The following is an 18,318-nucleotide window of genomic DNA, read 5'->3' as shown; positions in this document are numbered from 1 at the left end:
TCTTGCAATGATCAGGCTGCAGAAGTTGGCGAAGGCCAGCGCAGAGATGGAACTATCCCGCCTGGGTGCGCAGGCCGGCGCGATTGAGGAAGAAAATACCGCATTATTCAAGATGCATAGTGACCGCTTTGATGGAAGTGCCGCGATCGTTCCTGCCAACATCATCATGCGGCGGCTGGAGACGAACAAAAAGCGCCAGGCGCAACTGGGTGAACGCATGATTGCGCAAAGGCAAGAATTGCTAAGGGTGTCGAGAACCCTCGAAACACTGGACCGTCGGCTGCACGCACTCGGACAAGTGATGGAGCGTTTTGAGGCCGCTGCCGAGATGGATGAATATATTGGCCATTTGTTGGCGAAGGGTTCTATCTGAACGTGTGAGGCTCAAGCCTCCCGTAAGTTTGGGTGAGTAAAGTGCACATCGTGAAACAGGATGGAATAGCAGTCGATGGCCATTAGCCCACCTTCCGATTTGGTACTGGATGTCGCAATGGCAGCTGATCCGCAAACCGTGCGGGCGTCGGTTGAGAAACTGCGCACCATGGTATCTGACCGGGTGGCGGCGCAGGTGCAATTGTCTCGCGACAGTTTTGCATCGATGCAGCAAACGGGTATTGCAGGAGATGGCGCAACACCCAAGGCACCCAATGCGCCCAATCCAGCATACAAGAAGTTCGAAGCTTTCATGCTGCAGTCGTTTGTCGAGTCCATGTTTACAAGTGACAACCAGGCAGTCTTTGGTCAGGGCATTGCTGGTGACTACTGGAAATCGATGATGGCGGAAGCCGTCGCGAACAAAATGACCGATGCCGGCGGTATCGGCATCGCGCGCATGCTGGAACAGCAAAGTGCCAAAAAGGCCAATAATGAAGCGGCTTCGGCCACGGATGTGAAACCGGAATTAGCCAATGACGAACGCCATTTCAGGAAACAGGATTCAAATGTCATTTTGTACCAGATCGAACGGCAACTCATTCACAAGCAACTGAAATCGACGCAAAACGTTGAAGAAACCCGACAGGGCTGAGGCCGAAAAGATTGGAGGGAATGGATATGGAAATAGTGAACGATAATGAGAACCGCAGCGATATGATTGAAACAATATTATTTGCCCCGAGGAATGAGCCGGCCCTCGACCCCGTCCTTTTTGCGATCCGCCGCTTGGAAGAAGTCGTCGAGCACGAAACACGCTTGCTGCTGGATGGCGTGACAGTCGACCTTGCAAACATCAATGCCAACAAGAGCCGCGGTCTGCGCGATTTCAACAAGGCAATGGGCAAGGCGGCGAAAACGGTCGATATATCAGCACTCAAATCGCTTCAGCCGTTTCTCGATAATTTGCGCCAGAAACTTGACCGCAATTGCGATGCGCTCAAACTTCACTTGCGGGCCGTTACGGAACTGACGGGTCTCATCCGCGACGCGCTTGAAACACAGGAGGCCGATGGCACCTATACGGTGCATCAGTTGAGAGACGGGCAGGGCGCATGATCCGTATTGCAATAATCGGCCTGTGGATCTGCGGCGTAGCACTCGGCTCCTTGTATTTTGCCGTTTGGCAGAATTCGGCGACAGCGGCCGTTGCACCTCAAATCGGCGACGCAGCACTGGATGACGGCAAGACCGATGTCTTTAGTGTTCCAGTTATCATTGATAACACAGTCCACGGCTACGTCGTGACGCAGCTTGCCTATACGCTCGACAAGACCGTTAAAGCCTCCGTCAACGTGCCCGTTTCCTTTTTTATCAATGACGAGATTTTCAACCAATTCTACGGACATTATTCGGATGTCAAAGACGTGCAAAAGGTCAAGTTTGACGATGTCAGAAAGTCGATTATCGACCGGGTCAATGAGCGGTTTCCGCAGCCGCTGATTAAAGACCTTCTTGTCGAGCAGTTCAATTATATTACCACCAGTGAAATCCGGAACCAGAATACCAAGGGTCTCGAACGCCCGTAATCATGGAGCGCTTGGACTGGCGGAACCGGTCCAACGGATGACTGAGGTAAAGTGCAGGTTTTGAAGCTGGCACTTTCGGCAATGCCACAAATTCTGCTCAGTCCTCGTCGTTTAGAACCCTATGACTGTTGCAGTTCGGATTAGCCTGAGGCTTGGAGCGGCAGCTCGAACGACGGACGTTGCGCTTCTCACCTCTCGAAGGCCCGCGTGGAACCATTGACCACCTCGCTTCGTTATTTTGGACCACCAGTATTGAATCTGGTCCCAAAAAGGAGGCCTATCATGGATCTCACGACTCTGCTCATCATCGTTCTTATCATTCTATTGCTCGGCGGTGGCGGTTGGTACGGCCGAGGCAGGTGGTACTGACTTGGGGCATTCGCTAGCAGCCCTCAACTTGTTGGCCCATATCGCTCAACAGCGACTGTGTGGGTTCACGGGGTTGCGCGCGGTGTGAGCGAGCGAGGACCCTTTCCTCGCTCGCTTTAGCAGCAATTGTCTCGTTGGTTATCCAACCTCAGACCATGTAACGTTAGTTAGTGGATCTCGCGACGCGGTGACCCGCTGATTGCGTTGCATTGACGGTATTGGCTGTATCGGCACCCATACCGCGAATAGTATTCGCGCAACCAGAAATCGCCAGAATTGCCAAAATAGCTGCGATAGGAAAAACAGGTGAAATTTTCATAGCTCTCTCCGGGATTAATCAACGTTGGGACAACGCGACGCAGAACCATTCGTTCCAATTGGAGTAAACCATATGTGACAGGGACGGAGATCATAGAGACCAAAATGTTTGCCGGCGCATTCACCTTCCTCGCACCCATACAGCGGACGTTTTGAAGACATTGAAATGCCACTCCACTGTCCTCGGCATATGAAGCAAGAGTCGAGGTTGTACATGTCAAAGTGAAATGACAGGTCCGCTTGACTTGGCTAGCCTTCACTATGGAACGGCACGGGTCGCCCGGGCCATTCCTGAAAACGCTGACCGATCCGGCACGGCCCGGTACCTGCGGAGTCCACACGCGATGCGTTCCGGGCCATTTTCTTTCTCTTTGCCGGTGGCGGCGAGTGCCCGAACTTCAAGGTGTGAAGACAAGTGAATTCCACGCCAGATCGCGAAATCGCGCCATCGATTGGAAGTTGCAAGTGTGGCGCGGGACATAAACAGCAAAGGAGATGGTTGAAAGCGGCTTCACTGACGACGTTCTTGGCAGCGCCAAGCATGACTAAGCTTCCTGCCGCGATTCCAGCTTGCTGCGAGGCGCGCCGTCGAGCCGGAGTTTCTTGCAGGCTGTTAAATCAAGACACTGCTTGGTTCCACATTTTCCAGCGCCTGGGGGAAGCAAATGCGACAGCTACTTGTTGGGTTATAGAGGTCAAATCGCAGCCACCAAGAGTATCCCCTGGAAGACATTCTGTTTGACACCGTGGATGAAAGAGAGCATTTTTTAAGGCTGTCGCCAGCTATACTTTGGCCGCTGGCGTTGACAGATGGAACGCTCCCGCCAAACATGAGTGGGAGGAGCACTCGGTGTTGGTTTCCAGATTTGATCGTATGTATTCTCCTGCAGACTGGCGGATTTTGGACCTCGCTCATCGCAAGGCCTGCGCCATGCTAGATCGCGATCCGGAACATCATCCCCTTGCCGAACGCGTCGCCTACGCCGTTATGATTTTCTTTGAGCGTGGCGAGCGAGACTTTGGCAGGCTCTCCCGTATGGCGGTAAAACACGAGCTGACCGTGCTGAAAACGAAGCAGTTACCCAGACACCAAAGTCGCCTGTCGCAACCAATCGCCTCCGATGCACGAGACCACAATGTCGATCGTCCTCGCCAGACCAGCAGGCGCTTGGCTCCTTCTCCGGCGCGCATACTGCGACGGAAGGGGTCGACCTTCATCTTGGTAATGGATCCAAGGTCAGGCAGCGTTGGTTCTGAACCCGTACAGCAAGATTGAGGTTTTGCGGCTGCACGGGAAGCACCGCGGTTTATCGCATTTCCGCCACTCCAATTGCATCTGGAACCTGCCGCCTCCATCAGCGTTTCTGAGCTATGCGCAAACTGGCAATGAATTGGCCGATCAAGAACGGACCGATGCTGTCAGCGGCCAAACAGGCGTGTCTGGACGCTCTGGAAGGCAGGATCACTTGCACTGAGGCTAGAACTGCCTTTATCGCAGCGGCCCGCGAAGCCAATATCTATATCGGCCGGCAGGAGGTCTAACCCTATACTCGAAGGTGCGCACCAGGTGCTCTCTAAGAACCGGTCTAGGGTCCTCCCGGCGGATCGTGACTGTCACGGATCCTACAGCAAAATTCGCGCCCGGGTTTCTGTCTACCTTTGCGCAGCAGTCGTTCAGCCCGATTTCCTCGATATTGCGGAAAGTCTGTGCGCCTTGATGCCTTCTTTTCCAATGCAGCCGTGCAGGTTGCAATCGAGCGTGGCTTGTCCGAGGGAGCTTGCGAGCCGATGAAGCGCAAGATAATGCACAAGAGCGCTACGGCAACGAGCCTTGCCGTATGGCGCGCGCTGCCACGTCGGGCGTGCGCACAATCATCTCCCTAGCGCGCTTTGACAATTGTCAATATTCAAGGAAGGGTAGCGAGCCACGATCGAATAGAATTTATCATCCAAACAACCTAGGATAGCCTGATGAGTTACATTTGACACTATTCCGCGCTATGGCGAGGCAATTGAGTCAATAATCCCACGGGGAGAAGCGCCATTAATCTACACCTGCCCGACGTTACCCTTACAAGTTATACGAATGGCGAAATCGTCACGGGGCCTAATCGATTGGACTTTGAGGCCATGACGGAACTGATCAAGCCCGTCGTCGGTTCCGATACCGAATTCGACAAGTTTGTCGAAGAACTCATGGACGAAGGCCGATCGACGATCAAACCCAAGGACCGCCCGAATAGCGAGATTATCGTTGCTATGGTCCAGTCGTCGTAGTCAAAGGTACCCACAAACAGCCGATTTTGCGTTGCTTGCGGTATCAGACAAGAAGTGTGCAATTCGGCGCCGGGGGAAGATTGGAAATGGAGGATGCGCTGAAATCTTCAATCTACGTCACCGGGGCATCGTGTTCCGGGGTGACAACGCTCGGTCGCGGCCTGGCGTCAGCGCTAGGATTGCGTCATATCGACTGCGATGACTTCTATTGGTTCCCGACCAATCCCCCTTTCACGACCAAGCGTCCGCCTGCCGATCGTGTCCGCCTGATCCGCGAGGCGTTGGGAGAGGAGGGCTGGGTATTATCCGGATCATTTGACGGTTGGGGGGACGCCCTCATTGAACGCGTCGATCTGATCGCATTTATCTACACGCCGACGCCTGTTCGGATGGATCGTCTTCTCACTCGCGAACAGGAACGCTATGGCAACCGGATATTGCCGTCGGGCGACATGTACGAAATCCATAGCAATTTCGCGGCCTGGGCCGCTCAATACGACAAACCGGGCTTTCCCGGACGAAGTCTCGCCCGCCATGAGGAATGGCTGGAGAAGCAAACCGCCCGCGTGTTGCGTCTTGATGGCACCCAAGATCCACCCGCTTTGGTCTCGCGGGTACTCGCTAATCTACGGGGAATCGGTTGAGCTACAGCGGCGAGCGACGAGAATTCGTGTGCGGTCATCTCGCATAAGCCTGCTTCAGCTTGTTGCGCCCGAACGGGAAGTCAGCGCTCCGGCCGGATGTTTACCAACTGCTAAAACCGTCAGCTTGTGCTGCCGATCATCCCGTGCAGTCCAGTCTATCGTCTGTCCCGCGGCCAGGCCGAGGAGGGCAGTTCCGATTGGGGTGAGGACGGAAATCTTTCCTTCAGAAATATCGGCGTCCCCCGGGAACACAAGCGTCACGGTACGCGCATCTCCGGTGTCAGTCTCATACTCTACGCTGGATCCCATTCGCACGACATTTGCGGGCACCGAGATGTCGGCGACGACACGTGCGCGTTCGAGCTCGAGCAAAAGACCATCGGAAATCTCGGGAAAGCGATCAGCCACGGCGAGCGCAACATTGTTCAACCGCTCATGATCTGTCTTGCCGATCACGATTGACGGCTTTCCTGGGGTTTTGACGTGCTTCTTCATTTTCTTGCTTTCACCCGGCCACAACGCAGACGTGCATTACCGCCCAAGCGTCTTCCCGGGGTCGTTATCGGAGAAATATGGATGTGTTCAATGCACTGTTACGACTGTTCTGCCCCGCGACCCGGAGCGCATTTTGCGGCCGGGTCGGGGGTCAATCTCGCGCGATGGGACAAACCCTGAAAATTGTTCTTGCGTGATGGTTGAACACCATAAACATCTGCAGGCGATATCCACTTCGGATCGACAATTACGTAAATTTGTACTTCACTTCAATACTTGATGGGTCCAACCAGAAAGTCAAGCTATCGGATTAGCTCAGCCGCTCTAGCGTTCCGGTGTTCGTGGCTTTGCGCTTCCGGACAGAAGGTCACATGCGCTTGTTTTATTTATTGAAAATGCCATATTGGGTTATGATCGTTCCGCTTAAAATCTTTGAAAGGTGTTCCCCCCGAGCGCATGATTGCGCCCGGGCCGTGAGGGGTGCAGACTGATTGATCACCAAACTACACAATCCCGGGTTCGAATTCAAAATATAAACCACTCGAAACGGCCTTTGAATACTTCAGGGTTTAAGGGAAATGTGATGTATATGCGAAAACCATCAAAAATTTGCAGAAAATGCAGAAATACTATTCCGGGAGCTGCACGCCGCTGTGTCTGGTGCGCCGCTGGCACAGCTAGCCGCCAGCAGCGAGCGTTTGATCAGCCGGATAGGTTTCAGACGTCCTCAAACCACCTCCCGTTTCGAGGAAAGGGACCGTGAATATTTCGGGTGGCAGCAAACGGGTGACGTGGCAGCTCCGTTCGTCCGGCCAGCAAGAGCAATATCTCAAATCTCCACGTGCAGACTGCTATTTCGCAATCCGTTTAGCGCTTGGACCCCAACAGAAGATCGGCGGCGCTTGGCAGAGCCACTTCTGTGCCAGGGACTTATGAGCCCGTCAGGATTTTCGTCGCCCGGGCGCTGAAATCAGAATCGTAGCCGAGGTGAATTCTCACGCCAGAACCTGGATTGCCAAGAAAATCGAGTGGCCGGGCAACGAGTTGGTGACGACTTTGGTTGCCACGATCGCTCAGTCGTTGAGAACTTTCGGAACACTGGGATCGACTGAGCGTTCTAGTCCGTTCACACAAGGTGGTTTGTCATGGATTGGAATCGCGTGGAGCGGGTTAAAGCAGCAATGACGGCGATGATTGAGGATTAAGCGTTCTGCGATGACCCTAGCTTCCAGGAAAACAATGGCCGACAAGATGCAGATGCGGCGCGCACGGCAGCAGGGGCGAGGACGCCGCGCGCGCGCTCCTTCTGAAATTCCAGCAAAGGGCTGGAAGGACGTCCTTTACAGAATCTATAACGCATTGTGGGAAGACCGGATCATGTTGATTGCGGCAGGCGCAACATTTTACCTGCTGCTTGCCTTGTTTCCGGCGCTGACCGCTTTTGTCTCCTTGTATGGATTTCTGGCCGATCGTTCCACCATCGCCGGCAATACGTCACTACTCATTGGCATTCTTCCGCTGGACTCGGTAAATCTGATCCGGGCCCAACTTGAGGCACTTGCAACGCAAGATACCAAGGTTCTCAGTCTCGGCTTCTTCATCGGACTTTCCGTAGCGCTTTGGAGTGCCAACAACGGCATCAAGGCCATCTTCGAAGCCTTGAATGTTGCCTACAGTGAAAACGAGGGCCGCAGTTTCCTGAAACTCAACCTTGTGTCGTTTATTTTCACGCTCAGCGGCATGTTTTTTGGAATTCTCCTGATCATTGCGCTCGGCGTTATCCCCGGACTTCTGACGCTGGCTGGTCTTAACGGTTGGAATACTGCGCTCGTGAGCTTGGCGCGCTGGCCGTTGATTGCGGCCGTCGGTGCTGGCGCCATTTCTGTCACCTATCGTTTCGGACCAGACCGCGAGCGAGCCAAATGGCGCTGGCTGTCCTGGGGAGCGGTCGTTTCAACCTTGGTATGGATGATTACGTCGGCGGGATTCACATTCTACCTTGCCAATTTTGCCGACTACAATGCCACATATGGGGCTTTGGGCGCCGTCGCCGGCCTGATGGTTTGGATATGGATCTCACTCATGGTCCTCATTCTCGGCGCTGAACTGAACGCGGAACTGGAACATCAAACGGCAATCGATAGCACCACGGGAGATCCGCTGCCGATGGGAAAACGCGGAGCTGTGGTTGCTGATACCATTGGGGAATCTGCCAACGAGACCAGAACTAAGAATTGAGTTGCTGAAGTCGTTCGGCTGCCTGCCCTTCCTAAGCTCGGCTTCAGGCGCAGCCCGAAGCATGTTGCACCGATGACAGCCACAGCGGCCCATTTCGTCAATGTCCCATTCATCGCCAAGACGATCGGGAAGGATGTGCGCAATGGCTGCGCGCATCATGGCGAGAAGGGACCTTGCTTTTGCCGCTCTATATTGTATCCACAATGTGCGCTAGTATTTGATTTTCCTAAAAACAGGAACGGCACCGCCAGCGTGCGGACATCCGGCTCATAGGCGAGAGCGCGGTGAGAGAACACCGCCTCCTAAAGGAACGTGCATGAGCCAGTCTTCGATACCCGAAAGCGAAGCCAATCCGTCGGGCCTTCTATCGGACAACAGTCACCGTTGCAAACGCTGCGCAACGAGATGGCAGTGCAGAACATCCTCGAGGCGCTGCCCGAGGCCATCTATACGACCGATGCCAGCGGCCTGATCACTTTTTACAATAAGGCCGCGGTCGAACTGTGGGGGACCAGCCCAGAGCTCGGGAAGAGCGAGTTCTGCGGGTCGTGGAAACTTTATTGGCCCGATGGCACACCGTTGCCGCACGACGGCTGCCCGATGGCGACGGCGCTGAAGGAAAAACGTGTCATTCGAGGCATGGAGGCGGTCGCCGAACGTCCTGATGGCACGCGCATTCCGTTTCTTGCCTTTCCCACTCCCATCTTCGCGGCCGATGGAAGCCTCGCCGGCGCGGTGAACATGTTGGTTGATCTCACCGACCGAACAATTGCCGACGAGACGGTACAGCGGTATGCAGCGATTGTTGAGTCTTCCGACGATGCGATCCTGGCCAAGGATCTAAACGGTATCATCACCAACTGGAACCGGGGAGCGGAGCGTTTATTTGGCTACACTGCCGACGAGGCTATCGGCAAGCCCGTACTCATGCTCATTCCCCTGGACCGGCATAGTGAAGAGGCAACCATTTTGAGCCGCATCCGAAATGGCGAACGCATGGACCATTACGAAACAATCCGGCGTCGCAAGGACGGCAGTCTCATCGAGATTTCGTTGTCGATTTCTCCAATCAGAAACCGTCATGGCAGGATTGTCGGAGCTGCGAAGATCGCCCGCGACATTACCGAGCGCAGGCGAGCGGAAGAACAACAGCATCTCCTCATCAGGGAGATGGATCACCGGGTGAAAAACCTATTCACGCTCACTTTCAGCATCCTGACGTTGAGCGCACGCTCGGCGACGACGTCTGAAGAATTGGCAGCAGCCGTTTCGGCGCGCCTGATCGCATTGGCGCAGGCGCACGCCCTTACCATCCCGCGTACGTCAGAAGCTGCCGGACGCAATGAGCAGGCAACGACGCTGCGCACCTTGATTCAGACCATCGTTGCCCCTTACGGGGGCGTCGATCGCAGCCAGTCGCGGGTTGTCGTTACGGGCCCGGATATCGCGATCGCAGGTGGCGCAGTGACGAGTTTCGCGCTGCTGCTGCATGAGTTCGCAACGAACGCTGCCAAGTATGGAGCCCTGTCTGTCCAGGAGGGGCGCGTCGATATTTCCTGTGTCGATGTTGGCGATCATTTTGTCCTAACCTGGAGCGAAAGCGGCGGGCCACCAGTCGATCGCCAAACCGATGGCGCGGGTTTCGGAACCCTTCTTGCCAAGGCGACCGTGCGTGGACAACTCGGCGGCGCCATCTCCCGCGACTGGAAGCCCGAGGGATTGTCCATAAGGCTCATGGTCGCGCGCGACAACCTGAGCGTCCAGCGATCGGAGGATTAGAATTGGATGCCCAGGAATGCAACATGTGCGGACGATGTATTGCCATTTGCCGCGTTGAGGCATAGCGCTTGCTGCGGCAAGCAAAGTTATTCGAACGCATGCCAACGGCTGCCTGGCCGCGGACTGCGGCAAACACAGGCACGAAGTCCATTGGTCCTGACCCACTTCGGACCCTGCTTCGCACAGCCTCGTTTGACCAGGCAATGTTCACTTCATCAAGCCCGCTGCCCGCAACGCATCCTCGATCACGCCACGCACTGGTCGATTGACTTGCCTGGTACCTTCGTCCCACGTGCTAGCAGGACACGATGTCACGGCCACTTCGACAGGTGGTATTTCACTTTCCCCAATCAAATTCCACGAGTTGGCGATGTGCCACGTCGATGAGATGCCGACGTCAAGCATGAAGGCTGAGGGGGTGCCCAAGCCGTTCGCACCCGGCTTGATTGGGGTGCCATGGCCCATCCCGCTTATGGTGTGAGCCTCAACCCGGGTAATACCCGCGTTATCGCTCCAGGTGCGACACTGGTGACGCTGCGATTGCGATGTGATGCGTGGAGCGTCCTTCAGGTCGTGCTGGTGCCACCACTGACCGATGATCGCTTCCATATTGATGGGATCCACCGTCCTATCTGCAGTTCCGTGCCACACCGACACCGCGGGCCATGGACCTTGGTGGTTGGATGCCTGGCGGACCTTTTCAGCAAGAATACGGTCTTCCTGGATGCCGTGGCCGCGCATGCGGTCGAATGCCTCGGGAACGTTCGACGCAGTGCCGAACGGCAAACCCGCAATGATTGCCCCGGCCTTGAACATTTCAGGATAGGTTGCAAGCATCGCTGCAGCCATCGCGCCGCCGGCCGACAGGCCAGTGACGTAAATGTTCGCCCGATCGAGGCAATACCTGTGCGTCAGTGAGACCACCATCTGACTGATTGAATGCACTTCGCCTTGGCCGCGGCTGGTATCGGCCGCGGCAAACCAGTTGAAACAGAGATTGGGATTATTGCTTCGCTGTTGTTCGGGAAAGAGCAGGGCAAATCCATGCCTGTCGGCAAGATCAGACCACCCGGAGCCGTGGTCGTAGGCGGCTGCCGTTTGCGTGCACCCATGCAAGACCACCACAAGTGGCGATCCGGGCTTGAAATTTGTCGGAATATAGATCCATGCGAGCAGGCTGCCGGGATTTTGGCCGAAGTCGGCCATTGGCTGCAAACGCGTGTTGGCGTTTCGTGGCAAAGGCGAGGATTTTAGCGTTCGGCTGGCATTAAGGCGTTTGATAGTACCGGCGATATTTCTCATGGCGACGTCCTTTCCAGTCAACGACCGGGACGGCGCTGATCACCGTTAACGCAGTTGCGAGATAAAGGTTGCTGCACTGCACAAATTGATAGAATTGCTGGATCAAGCCGGGCCTTGAGGATGGACCAGAAGTTTTTGGGACAGTGGTGTTGCGCAAGCGCGGACGTAATTGGCTGTCCTACTGCGGATGCGGCGCCGAGGGGTAGCCTTCGAATGCTGAGCGCAGATAAACTGCGTGCTCACCGACAATTCTAGCCTTCGCCGCAAATGGTGGGAGTCGAAAAGCTATTTCTTTGAAATGGGTCCTGTGCACCCTCGCGCCACATTGGGCGCGAGTGCATTTGAGCAAATTCGGTCCTAGTCGCTGCTAATCGACGGAAATAACCTCGCCCGAGCGGCGATCAACGCTAACGCGCATATCATTTCCGCGGCGATCGGATCCCTCAACAAGGTATCGGGACCGCGTACGTCTCACGTCGTCCACGCTCCTTATCCCTTCACTTTTTGCTATTCGCACGGCCTGGCGTTCATCAATCTCCATCGTACGGCGCACCATCCGCTCACGGCTCGGCTGCTGGAGCCGCACGCCTCCGGGGCCAATCTCAATGGACTGTGCATAGCTTTGCGGCGCTGCGGTGAGGGTAAGAAGCACAGCTGTGCCGATAAGCATAAATTTCTTGAACATGATTTCCTCCAATTGTTTGTTCTTGCGAAAAAATTCTCGTGGATTGCCCGTTCGAGCACCACGCTTGCGGAACGCGGCATTCGAACGGTCGGCTTAGAATTTACAACGGACGATGGTCACGCACCCGATCCCGCTCACGTGCGAGTTCCTCTTCGGTCAGATCGGGGCTGTTTGGGTCAAAACCCTGCCAGCCCTCCTCGCGGTACATGGCGCGGCGCGCCTGGACATCAACCGGAGCATTGTCGTTGAGAATTGATCGAGCAACATCGCCCTGATCCTCTTCAACCCTGACCGACACCAAAGTGCTTCCCCGGCGGACGCCTTCCGCATAGACATGGGCATCATCTTCATCAACGCCGGCGTTTGTCATTGAACCGATAATGCCGCCAGCAGCTCCCCCGGCGACTGCCCCGGCCGCAGCCCCAGCTGCGGTGGCCGCGAGCCAACCAGCCGCTACCACCGGCCCAACCCCTGGGATGGCCAGCATCCCAAGGCCGGCAAGGAGGCCACCAGTACCACCGACAACCGCTCCAACCCCGGCGCCTGTCGCGGCCCCTTCTCCGGCATAGGATTCGTTTGTTTCACCCTCGCGGCCGACGATACTGATGTTGGACGAGGAAATTCCCGCATCTTCCAACGCGTTGACCGCGGTGCGAGCGTTTGCGTAATTATCGTAAAGTCCTGTTATTGTTTGCATGAAAATCTTCCTAAATTATGGGGTTTCAAACGTTATTTGGCGGCTTCGGTGATATTGCCCTGGAAGTCGAGTTGGACTTTAAGAGGCTTGCCATCTTTCATGGCTGAAGCGGTCCAAATTCCATCCTCACCCTTTGTAAGGTCGGCAACCTCAGAGTACCCCTTGCCTTCAATCCGTTCCTTGGCCTGGCCTTCAGTAAAGCTGTTCGCGCCAGGAACTGGAGCGGCAGGATTTTTTGAATCGGGCGTTGACACGGCAGGCGTTTGCGCATCCGTCGCAGGCTTTGTTGCGTCTTGCGCATAAGCTGCCGAAACAATGGAAAGTGCGCCAAGCATAAGTGCGATACGTCTCATGGTGTCTCCTATTTTCTGATTGGCTGATCCGATCAGCTGAGGAAACAACTCGCCCTTGCGCTCAAAGTTCCGCCTTCATAGGGAAAGTCGACGGGTATATTTTTCTGTTTAGAGGGAACCTTTAAGGATCCTCGCGCGGTATTCAAAAAATAGACGCTGTGGTGGGCATTACTCGTCAAAATAGAAATGGTGGCCAAGGCAACGGGCCGACGCGGTGGTGTAATTGCGAAAGGGCCAAGACAGTTGCGAAATTGGGCGGGTTCTTCAGCATCTGATGTGGATAGGCGATCATCATCGTAGACAGCGCATCGCGGCTTCGAGGCATTAGGAGTTCCTCCTTTTGTGAAGAGGCCTATCGCCATCTCGGAAATGGATCTCAAAAAAGATTTCGGTTGGACGATGTCGCTACCGATCAAACTTCATCCGTCTTCGCTGACTTCCCGAGGCTTGGTATCTGGCGTCAATCAATCCCCGCCCGAACGGTGTCCACAGTCAGCGACCCTCCCGAAAGGGGCTGCAGCAGTTCTGCCTCAAGCTTCGTCAGGTAAATCCATGCGGCCCAGTTCTCAGGGCGAAGCACAACGACCTGGCGATTGTGATACGGTTCTACATCCGGTCCCGGCATCGTCGTCAACATGGCGAAGGATGCCGGATGGTTGCCTTGGCCCTCTCGCCAGATGCCGGCAATTGCCAAGAATGGCGCGCCGATCAGGGCGAAGCGATGCTTGGTTTTCGGATATTTCTTGCCGGTGAATTCAAAGAAAGCAGTTGCAGGGATGAGGCAGCGTTTGCTGGCAGCAAAGTGCCGTCCCTCTGATCGAAAATTGAACACGGGCCCGCCGCGTCCTGACGGCTGGAAGCTGAAATTCATCGGAGAAAGTTCGATTTGGTTTCCAGCGGCACGCATCACGGGAGCCATGTCGTTGACCCTGATGTCATCGGCCTGCGGGAGGTCAAGCTCATTTTGATGGGTGGGAATGCCAAGCTTCAGGGCTTGCATCAGGTCGCAATATTCGGCCCAGCGGATGTGTTGCTCATAATCGTTGCACATGATTGATCACCCACTCAGTATCGCTCCCGGGGTAGGCTTGATCAAGGCCAAGTCTGGCCGAAAATTGCTGTCTAATCTCAAAAAATACGGCGCTCAACTCGTGGCCGAGGAGCGCCGTATTACCCCGGAGACACCGAGCGTCATTGCTGGCAGCCCAGTATCTCATTTACGGGTGGATCGGGTAAATGGGGGCCGGCAAGAGCAATTGCAAGGGGCGCGTGTTTCGGCACGACGTACGATTCGGTTACTGCAGTTGATCGAGTATCTCGCTGGCATCGACGAGGTCGCGCGTCTCAAAGCCCTCGGTGAACCAGGCGTAGACAGGGGCGAGCAGGTCGTAGGCCTTGTGCCTGTCCCCGCGGTGGGCCCACAGGCGGGCAAGCGAGGTCGATGCGCGCAGATTGAGGGATGCCGCGTGCTGTTCCCGAGCGACCTCGATGGCGCGAAGATAATGTGCTTCGCTTCGTTCGACATCGAGTGTTGCTGAACTGAGCAGGAGATTTCCGGCGATCCGGTGAAGTTCCGACTCCCAGAGGTGCGCGCCGGTGGCCGCCACCTCTTCTATTGCTGGCTTCAGAGCATTCAGGCCGATATCGGCTTCGCCGGCAAGTCCGCAGACGCTGGCGAAAAGGCACAGGTAAAAGCCCTTCCACTCCACGTCTTCATCGGCTGCCAGCGCCTCCTGGATCACGGTCATGCCCGCCCGAGCTTGTTGTTCGCTCCCGAGTGCCGAGATGTAGGCCATTTGCAGCTCGGCATCGGGTATATAGCGTGGTATCCCGTCATGCGCCATCTGCGACACCGCTTCGATCTTTTCCCGAGCTGCGTCGGCGTCGCGGCGAACGCAGTGAAGGACGATCGCAATTGAAAGGGCGAGCATGACGCTGGGCGGGTGGGCCAGTTTGCGGGCGAGGGTGACGGCTTCTTCCGCGCGGGCCAGCGCCCGGTCCGGAAAGCCGAGCATCCACAGGCTTACCCCCTCGTGCGCCGTGGCGCATACCGCAGCGTCGTGACCGCTGTATATGAAGGCGTGAGAGAAATGCTCAGGTTGGTAAAGGGCGAGACCCTGTGCGGTGTGCTCGCATACTGACCGCCACTCGCCGAGGCAGTAATGTGTCGTCCATTGCGCGTGATGGGCCTCCAGCAGCAAAGACTGATTCCTCGAGCGCCGGGCGATCGTGACGAGCTGGTCGGCGAGGTCACGCGCCGTGCGCATCTGTCCCCGGGCGCGATTGCAGGTCCACAGGCCACGCAGGGCGGGGAACAGTCGGGATGTCTCGCCGCCGTGTCTGTTGCACAGCGCGTGTGCCCGTGTGTAGGCCGCCATGACCTCGGCTGACCTATGGCCCTTGGCGGCGAGCTGTGGAATGCCAAGTGCAAGCTGGAGGTCGATCTCGCGGTTGTCGCGGGCCGCAGTCTCGGGAAGTGTCGCGAGAAGATCCAGGCCTTTGGAGAGGTGGGCAATGGCTTCGGCGTTGGCCGAGCGATAATTGGCGCGCAGGCCCGCCTTGTGCCAGTACGATACGGCATCATCGAGCAGACCGCCCTCGGTTGCATGATGGGCAAGCACCTCCGGCTCCGCCTCCGCTCGGTCGGGAAAGCGCTCGCGCAGGACCGTGGCGATCCGGCAGTGGAGTTGCTGGCGTCGGCTCTTCAGCAGCGACTCGTAGGCGGCATCGCGCACCAGCGCATGCTTGAAAGTGTAGATTGCATCCGGGGGCGTGTCCCGGCAAAACGCGAGTTCGGCGCGCACGAGTTCATCCAGAGCGGTCCTGAGCTTCGGCTCGTCCATCTGCGCGGTCGCGGCGAGCAACTCGTAGCTGAACTCGCGGCCGATGACAGCGCCGATCTGCGCTATCTCCTTAACCGGCATCAACCGATCGAGGCGAGCCAGGAGCGAGTCCTGCAGCGTCGAGGGGATGGCGAGCGGCGGCAGCGAACCGGTGACCTCGTAGCGCTTGCCGGTCTCGCGCAGCAATCGCGATTCGAGAACCGCCTTTGTCAGCTCTTCGACAAAGAGTGGCACGCCTTCGGTCTTGGCGAGAATCTGTGCTTGCACGTCGACAGGAAGCGGCCGCCCGCCGGAGAGATGGTCAATCAGCACAGTGCTTTCGTTCTGCCCTAGACGATTGAGGGTCAGCAGTGTCACGTGCGGCCGGCTGGTCCAGCGCGGCGCGAACTCAGGCCGAAAGGTAACAACGAGCAGCACCGGCAGCCGTTCGATCCGATCGACGACGCGATCGAACAGTTCGAGGCTTGTGGGATCGAACCAGTGAACATCCTCGGCCGTCATGAGCACCGGCTGCTTGGCCGCAAGGCCCTCGAGCTGGGCGATCAGCGTCTGAAATGTCTTCGCCTTTTTCTGTTCCGGTGCAACCTCGGGAAGGGGGGTATTGACCTGATGTCGGGATCGCCAAATGCTCGGCGATCAATGGCATCGCCGATTTCGGGTCAGGCACAGCCAAGGCAAGCAGTGCTTCCAACTTGGTCAGTTTCACCTCTGGCGTATCCTCATGCTCGAAACCAGCGGCCCGCCGCAACTGCTCCAGCACCGGGAACAGTGCGCTGTTGGTGTGATAGGGCGAGCCGTGATAGCGCAGGGACACGCATTCCTCGCCGCGGAGACGCTCGCGCAGGGCGATGGCGATACGCGACTTGCCGATGCCCGGCTCGCCCGACAACAGCGCTACCTGACCTCTGCCGGCCTTGGCCCGCCGCCAGCATTCGAGGAGCGCGGCCAGTTCCTGATCGCGGCCGACGAGCGCCGTGAGCCGCATCCCATGCAGCGCCTCGAAACGGCCCTCGGCTAGGCTCGCGCCAACCACCCGCCACGCTTGCACCGGATGGGCGAAACCCTTGAGGTCGTGAGTGCCGAGATCGACCAGTTCGAAGAGTTCGCCAAGCAGCCGCCGCGTCGGTCCGGCCACGACCACACAGCCGACCTCGGCCAGTGATTGCAGTCGTGCCGCCAGGTTCGGCGTCTCGCCAACCACCGCCGCCTCCTGCGCCGCGCCCTCGCCGACAAGGTCGCCCACCACCACTAATCCCGTTGCGATGCCGACACGGGCACCCAGCGGCTCGTTTGCTGGCGTCACCAGCTTGGCAACCGCCGCCGTAATGGCGAGCCCGGCCCGCACCGCCCGCTCGGCCTCGTCCTCGTGCGCCCGCGGCCAGCCGAAATAGGCGAGCACGCCATCACCCATGAACTTCGCGACATGGCCATCCACACGCGTGATTTCCCCGGCCACCGCGTTCTGGTACTTGCCGATCACTTCGGCCATCTCTTCCGGGTCCAATTGACTTGACAATGCGGTGGATCCGACGAGATCGACAAACATCACCGTCAACTGGCGACGTTCGGCTTCGACGCGGGGCGTTGAACCGGCCACCGGCTTGGGATCGCGCATATCGGCGTTGCCAAGCCCCGCAATGGCGGCCAACACGAGCTTCCTCGGGCCCATCGGGAGGCCCAGGGCTTCAAGGTCCGCATCCGACAGATGCGGGAGCACTTCGGGAGTGATCTCGTTTTTAGCAAAGATCGTGGCATACTTGGCAAGCCCAAGGCCCGAGAGCCACGCGGCAATGTCCATGACATCCTCCGTGTAGTCCAAGGCAGTTTAGCACCCATGGGCACAGTGAAAAACCCTCGCCGCCGCGTTGGAAGGAGCAATCGAGCGTAGCTGCACGGGGGGCACAGATGTTAAGCCGATTTCAGAGCGACGCATCAAACGAGTGCTGAATGAAACTTCACATTTGCACCTGGTCGGCCCAATATGCGGTGTGGGCCGAAGATGCCGAGACCACGGCGAGAACAGCCCAAGAGGAGGATCTCATGGGTGAGGATCATGTTTACAAGAAGATCGAACTCGTTGGCAGTTCAACCGACTCGGTTGATCTCGGCGATCAAGAACGCCATCGCGCGCGCATCCCAGAGCGTGAGACAACTTGACTGGTTCGAGGTCGATCAAATCAGGGGGCATATCCAAGATGGCAAGGTGGCCCGATTCCAGGTCGTCCTGAAAGCAGGTTTTCGCTTGGATTGAAGAGCGGGTGGTCTTATTGCCTCGATCGCACTGTCGGCCTGAGGGCCATGTGCTGATCGAAGGTAAGCTAAGCTAAGCTAAGCTAAGCTAAGCTTCTGTTGATGGC

19 protein-coding genes and 1 pseudogene are annotated in these 18,318 nt (G+C 56.9%); 11 read left to right on the top strand and 9 right to left on the bottom strand.

The window, feature by feature from the left end:
• The first annotated feature begins 25 nt into the window (after positions 1 to 25).
• From N8E89_RS26350 to N8E89_RS26335, 4 genes are all read left to right on the top strand, one after another.
• Positions 26 to 373, top strand: a complete 348-nt coding sequence (locus N8E89_RS26350) for a hypothetical protein (RefSeq protein WP_262262684.1) — start codon at positions 26 to 28, stop codon at positions 371 to 373.
• Positions 374 to 448: 75 nt separating this feature from the next.
• Positions 449 to 1,027 (top strand): rod-binding protein, encoded by a 579-nt coding sequence (locus tag N8E89_RS26345; RefSeq protein ID WP_262262683.1) that lies wholly within the window; start codon positions 449 to 451, stop codon positions 1,025 to 1,027.
• A 62-nt stretch (positions 1,028 to 1,089) separates the two neighbouring features.
• Positions 1,090 to 1,491 carry a flagellar protein FlgN gene (locus N8E89_RS26340; protein WP_315975745.1) on the top strand — a complete coding sequence of 134 codons (402 nt, stop codon included), beginning with the start codon at positions 1,090 to 1,092 and terminating at the stop codon, positions 1,489 to 1,491.
• Positions 1,488 to 1,961 carry a hypothetical protein gene (locus N8E89_RS26335; RefSeq protein ID WP_262262682.1) on the top strand — a complete coding sequence of 158 codons (474 nt, stop codon included), beginning with the start codon at positions 1,488 to 1,490 and terminating at the stop codon, positions 1,959 to 1,961. The genes N8E89_RS26340 and N8E89_RS26335 overlap by 4 nt, the downstream gene beginning before the upstream one ends.
• Positions 1,962 to 2,493: 532 nt before the next feature.
• Here N8E89_RS26335 and N8E89_RS26330 read toward each other — a convergent pair.
• A complete protein-coding gene (locus N8E89_RS26330; RefSeq protein WP_262262681.1) occupies positions 2,494 to 2,649 on the bottom strand; it encodes an entericidin domain-containing protein in 156 nt (51 codons plus the stop codon).
• A gap of 849 nt (positions 2,650 to 3,498) precedes the next feature.
• Between N8E89_RS26330 and N8E89_RS26325 the strand changes: the two genes are divergently transcribed.
• The 4 genes from N8E89_RS26325 to N8E89_RS26310 all read left to right on the top strand — a co-directional run bounded on the left by N8E89_RS26325 (position 3,499) and on the right by N8E89_RS26310 (position 5,569).
• On the top strand, positions 3,499 to 3,924 hold the full coding sequence (locus tag N8E89_RS26325; RefSeq protein ID WP_262262680.1) for a hypothetical protein: 426 nt from the start codon (positions 3,499 to 3,501) through the stop codon (positions 3,922 to 3,924).
• 110 nt (positions 3,925 to 4,034) lie between these two features.
• Positions 4,035 to 4,190, top strand: a complete 156-nt coding sequence (locus N8E89_RS26320; RefSeq protein WP_262262679.1) for a DUF982 domain-containing protein — start codon at positions 4,035 to 4,037, stop codon at positions 4,188 to 4,190.
• A 588-nt stretch (positions 4,191 to 4,778) separates the two neighbouring features.
• Positions 4,779 to 4,925: a hypothetical protein gene (locus N8E89_RS26315; protein ID WP_162707245.1), complete on the top strand. Its 147-nt coding sequence runs from the start codon at positions 4,779 to 4,781 to the stop codon at positions 4,923 to 4,925.
• Positions 4,926 to 5,011: 86 nt separating this feature from the next.
• Positions 5,012 to 5,569, top strand: coding sequence for an ATP-binding protein (locus N8E89_RS26310; protein WP_262262678.1), 558 nt, complete (start codon positions 5,012 to 5,014; stop codon positions 5,567 to 5,569).
• A 54-nt stretch (positions 5,570 to 5,623) separates the two neighbouring features.
• Here N8E89_RS26310 and rnk read toward each other — a convergent pair whose 3' ends face one another.
• Positions 5,624 to 6,064, bottom strand: a complete 441-nt coding sequence (gene rnk / locus N8E89_RS26305; RefSeq protein ID WP_262262677.1) for a nucleoside diphosphate kinase regulator — start codon at positions 6,062 to 6,064, stop codon at positions 5,624 to 5,626.
• 1,239 nt (positions 6,065 to 7,303) lie between these two features.
• Here rnk and N8E89_RS26300 point away from each other — a divergent pair.
• Positions 7,304 to 8,302: a YihY/virulence factor BrkB family protein gene (locus N8E89_RS26300; RefSeq protein ID WP_262262676.1), complete on the top strand. Its 999-nt coding sequence runs from the start codon at positions 7,304 to 7,306 to the stop codon at positions 8,300 to 8,302.
• Between the two features lie 411 nt (positions 8,303 to 8,713).
• Positions 8,714 to 10,081, top strand: coding sequence for a PAS domain-containing HWE histidine kinase family protein (locus N8E89_RS26295; protein WP_410010423.1), 1,368 nt, complete (start codon positions 8,714 to 8,716; stop codon positions 10,079 to 10,081).
• 207 nt (positions 10,082 to 10,288) lie between these two features.
• On the opposite strand, the gene N8E89_RS26290 is transcribed toward N8E89_RS26295, so the two are convergent.
• The 7 genes from N8E89_RS26290 to N8E89_RS26260 form a co-directional block, all read right to left on the bottom strand.
• Positions 10,289 to 11,383 carry an extracellular catalytic domain type 1 short-chain-length polyhydroxyalkanoate depolymerase gene (locus N8E89_RS26290; protein WP_262262675.1) on the bottom strand — a complete coding sequence of 365 codons (1,095 nt, stop codon included), beginning with the start codon at positions 11,381 to 11,383 and terminating at the stop codon, positions 10,289 to 10,291.
• 367 nt (positions 11,384 to 11,750) lie between these two features.
• Positions 11,751 to 12,068 carry a PepSY domain-containing protein gene (locus tag N8E89_RS26285; RefSeq protein ID WP_262262674.1) on the bottom strand — a complete coding sequence of 106 codons (318 nt, stop codon included), beginning with the start codon at positions 12,066 to 12,068 and terminating at the stop codon, positions 11,751 to 11,753.
• A 100-nt stretch (positions 12,069 to 12,168) separates the two neighbouring features.
• Positions 12,169 to 12,765, bottom strand: coding sequence for a general stress protein (locus tag N8E89_RS26280; RefSeq protein ID WP_262262673.1), 597 nt, complete (start codon positions 12,763 to 12,765; stop codon positions 12,169 to 12,171).
• Positions 12,766 to 12,797: 32 nt separating this feature from the next.
• The gene (locus N8E89_RS26275) at positions 12,798 to 13,118 is read right to left on the bottom strand and encodes a PepSY domain-containing protein (RefSeq protein WP_262262672.1); all 321 of its coding nucleotides are present in this window, start codon (positions 13,116 to 13,118) and stop codon (positions 12,798 to 12,800) included.
• A gap of 460 nt (positions 13,119 to 13,578) precedes the next feature.
• Positions 13,579 to 14,169: an SOS response-associated peptidase family protein gene (locus N8E89_RS26270; RefSeq protein ID WP_262262671.1), complete on the bottom strand. Its 591-nt coding sequence runs from the start codon at positions 14,167 to 14,169 to the stop codon at positions 13,579 to 13,581.
• Positions 14,170 to 14,413: 244 nt separating this feature from the next.
• Complete coding sequence (locus N8E89_RS26265; protein WP_262262670.1) at positions 14,414 to 16,462, bottom strand: hypothetical protein; 2,049 nt, start codon at positions 16,460 to 16,462, stop codon at positions 14,414 to 14,416.
• Positions 16,350 to 17,759: an adenylate/guanylate cyclase domain-containing protein gene (locus tag N8E89_RS26260; protein ID WP_262262669.1), complete on the bottom strand. Its 1,410-nt coding sequence runs from the start codon at positions 17,757 to 17,759 to the stop codon at positions 16,350 to 16,352. The genes N8E89_RS26265 and N8E89_RS26260 overlap by 113 nt, the downstream gene beginning before the upstream one ends.
• 242 nt (positions 17,760 to 18,001) lie before the next feature.
• On the opposite strand from N8E89_RS26260, the pseudogene N8E89_RS26255 reads away from it, so the two are divergent.
• Positions 18,002 to 18,212, top strand: a pseudogene (locus N8E89_RS26255) (dodecin).
• The last annotated feature ends 106 nt before the right edge of the window (positions 18,213 to 18,318 follow it).

The sequence above is a fragment of the Phyllobacterium sp. A18/5-2 genome (assembly GCF_025452215.1).
GTDB classification, from domain to species: Bacteria; Pseudomonadota; Alphaproteobacteria; order Rhizobiales; family Rhizobiaceae; genus Phyllobacterium; species Phyllobacterium sophorae.
Note: the sequence above shows the minus strand (reverse complement) of the source record. Positions and strands in the feature narration are given on the sequence as shown.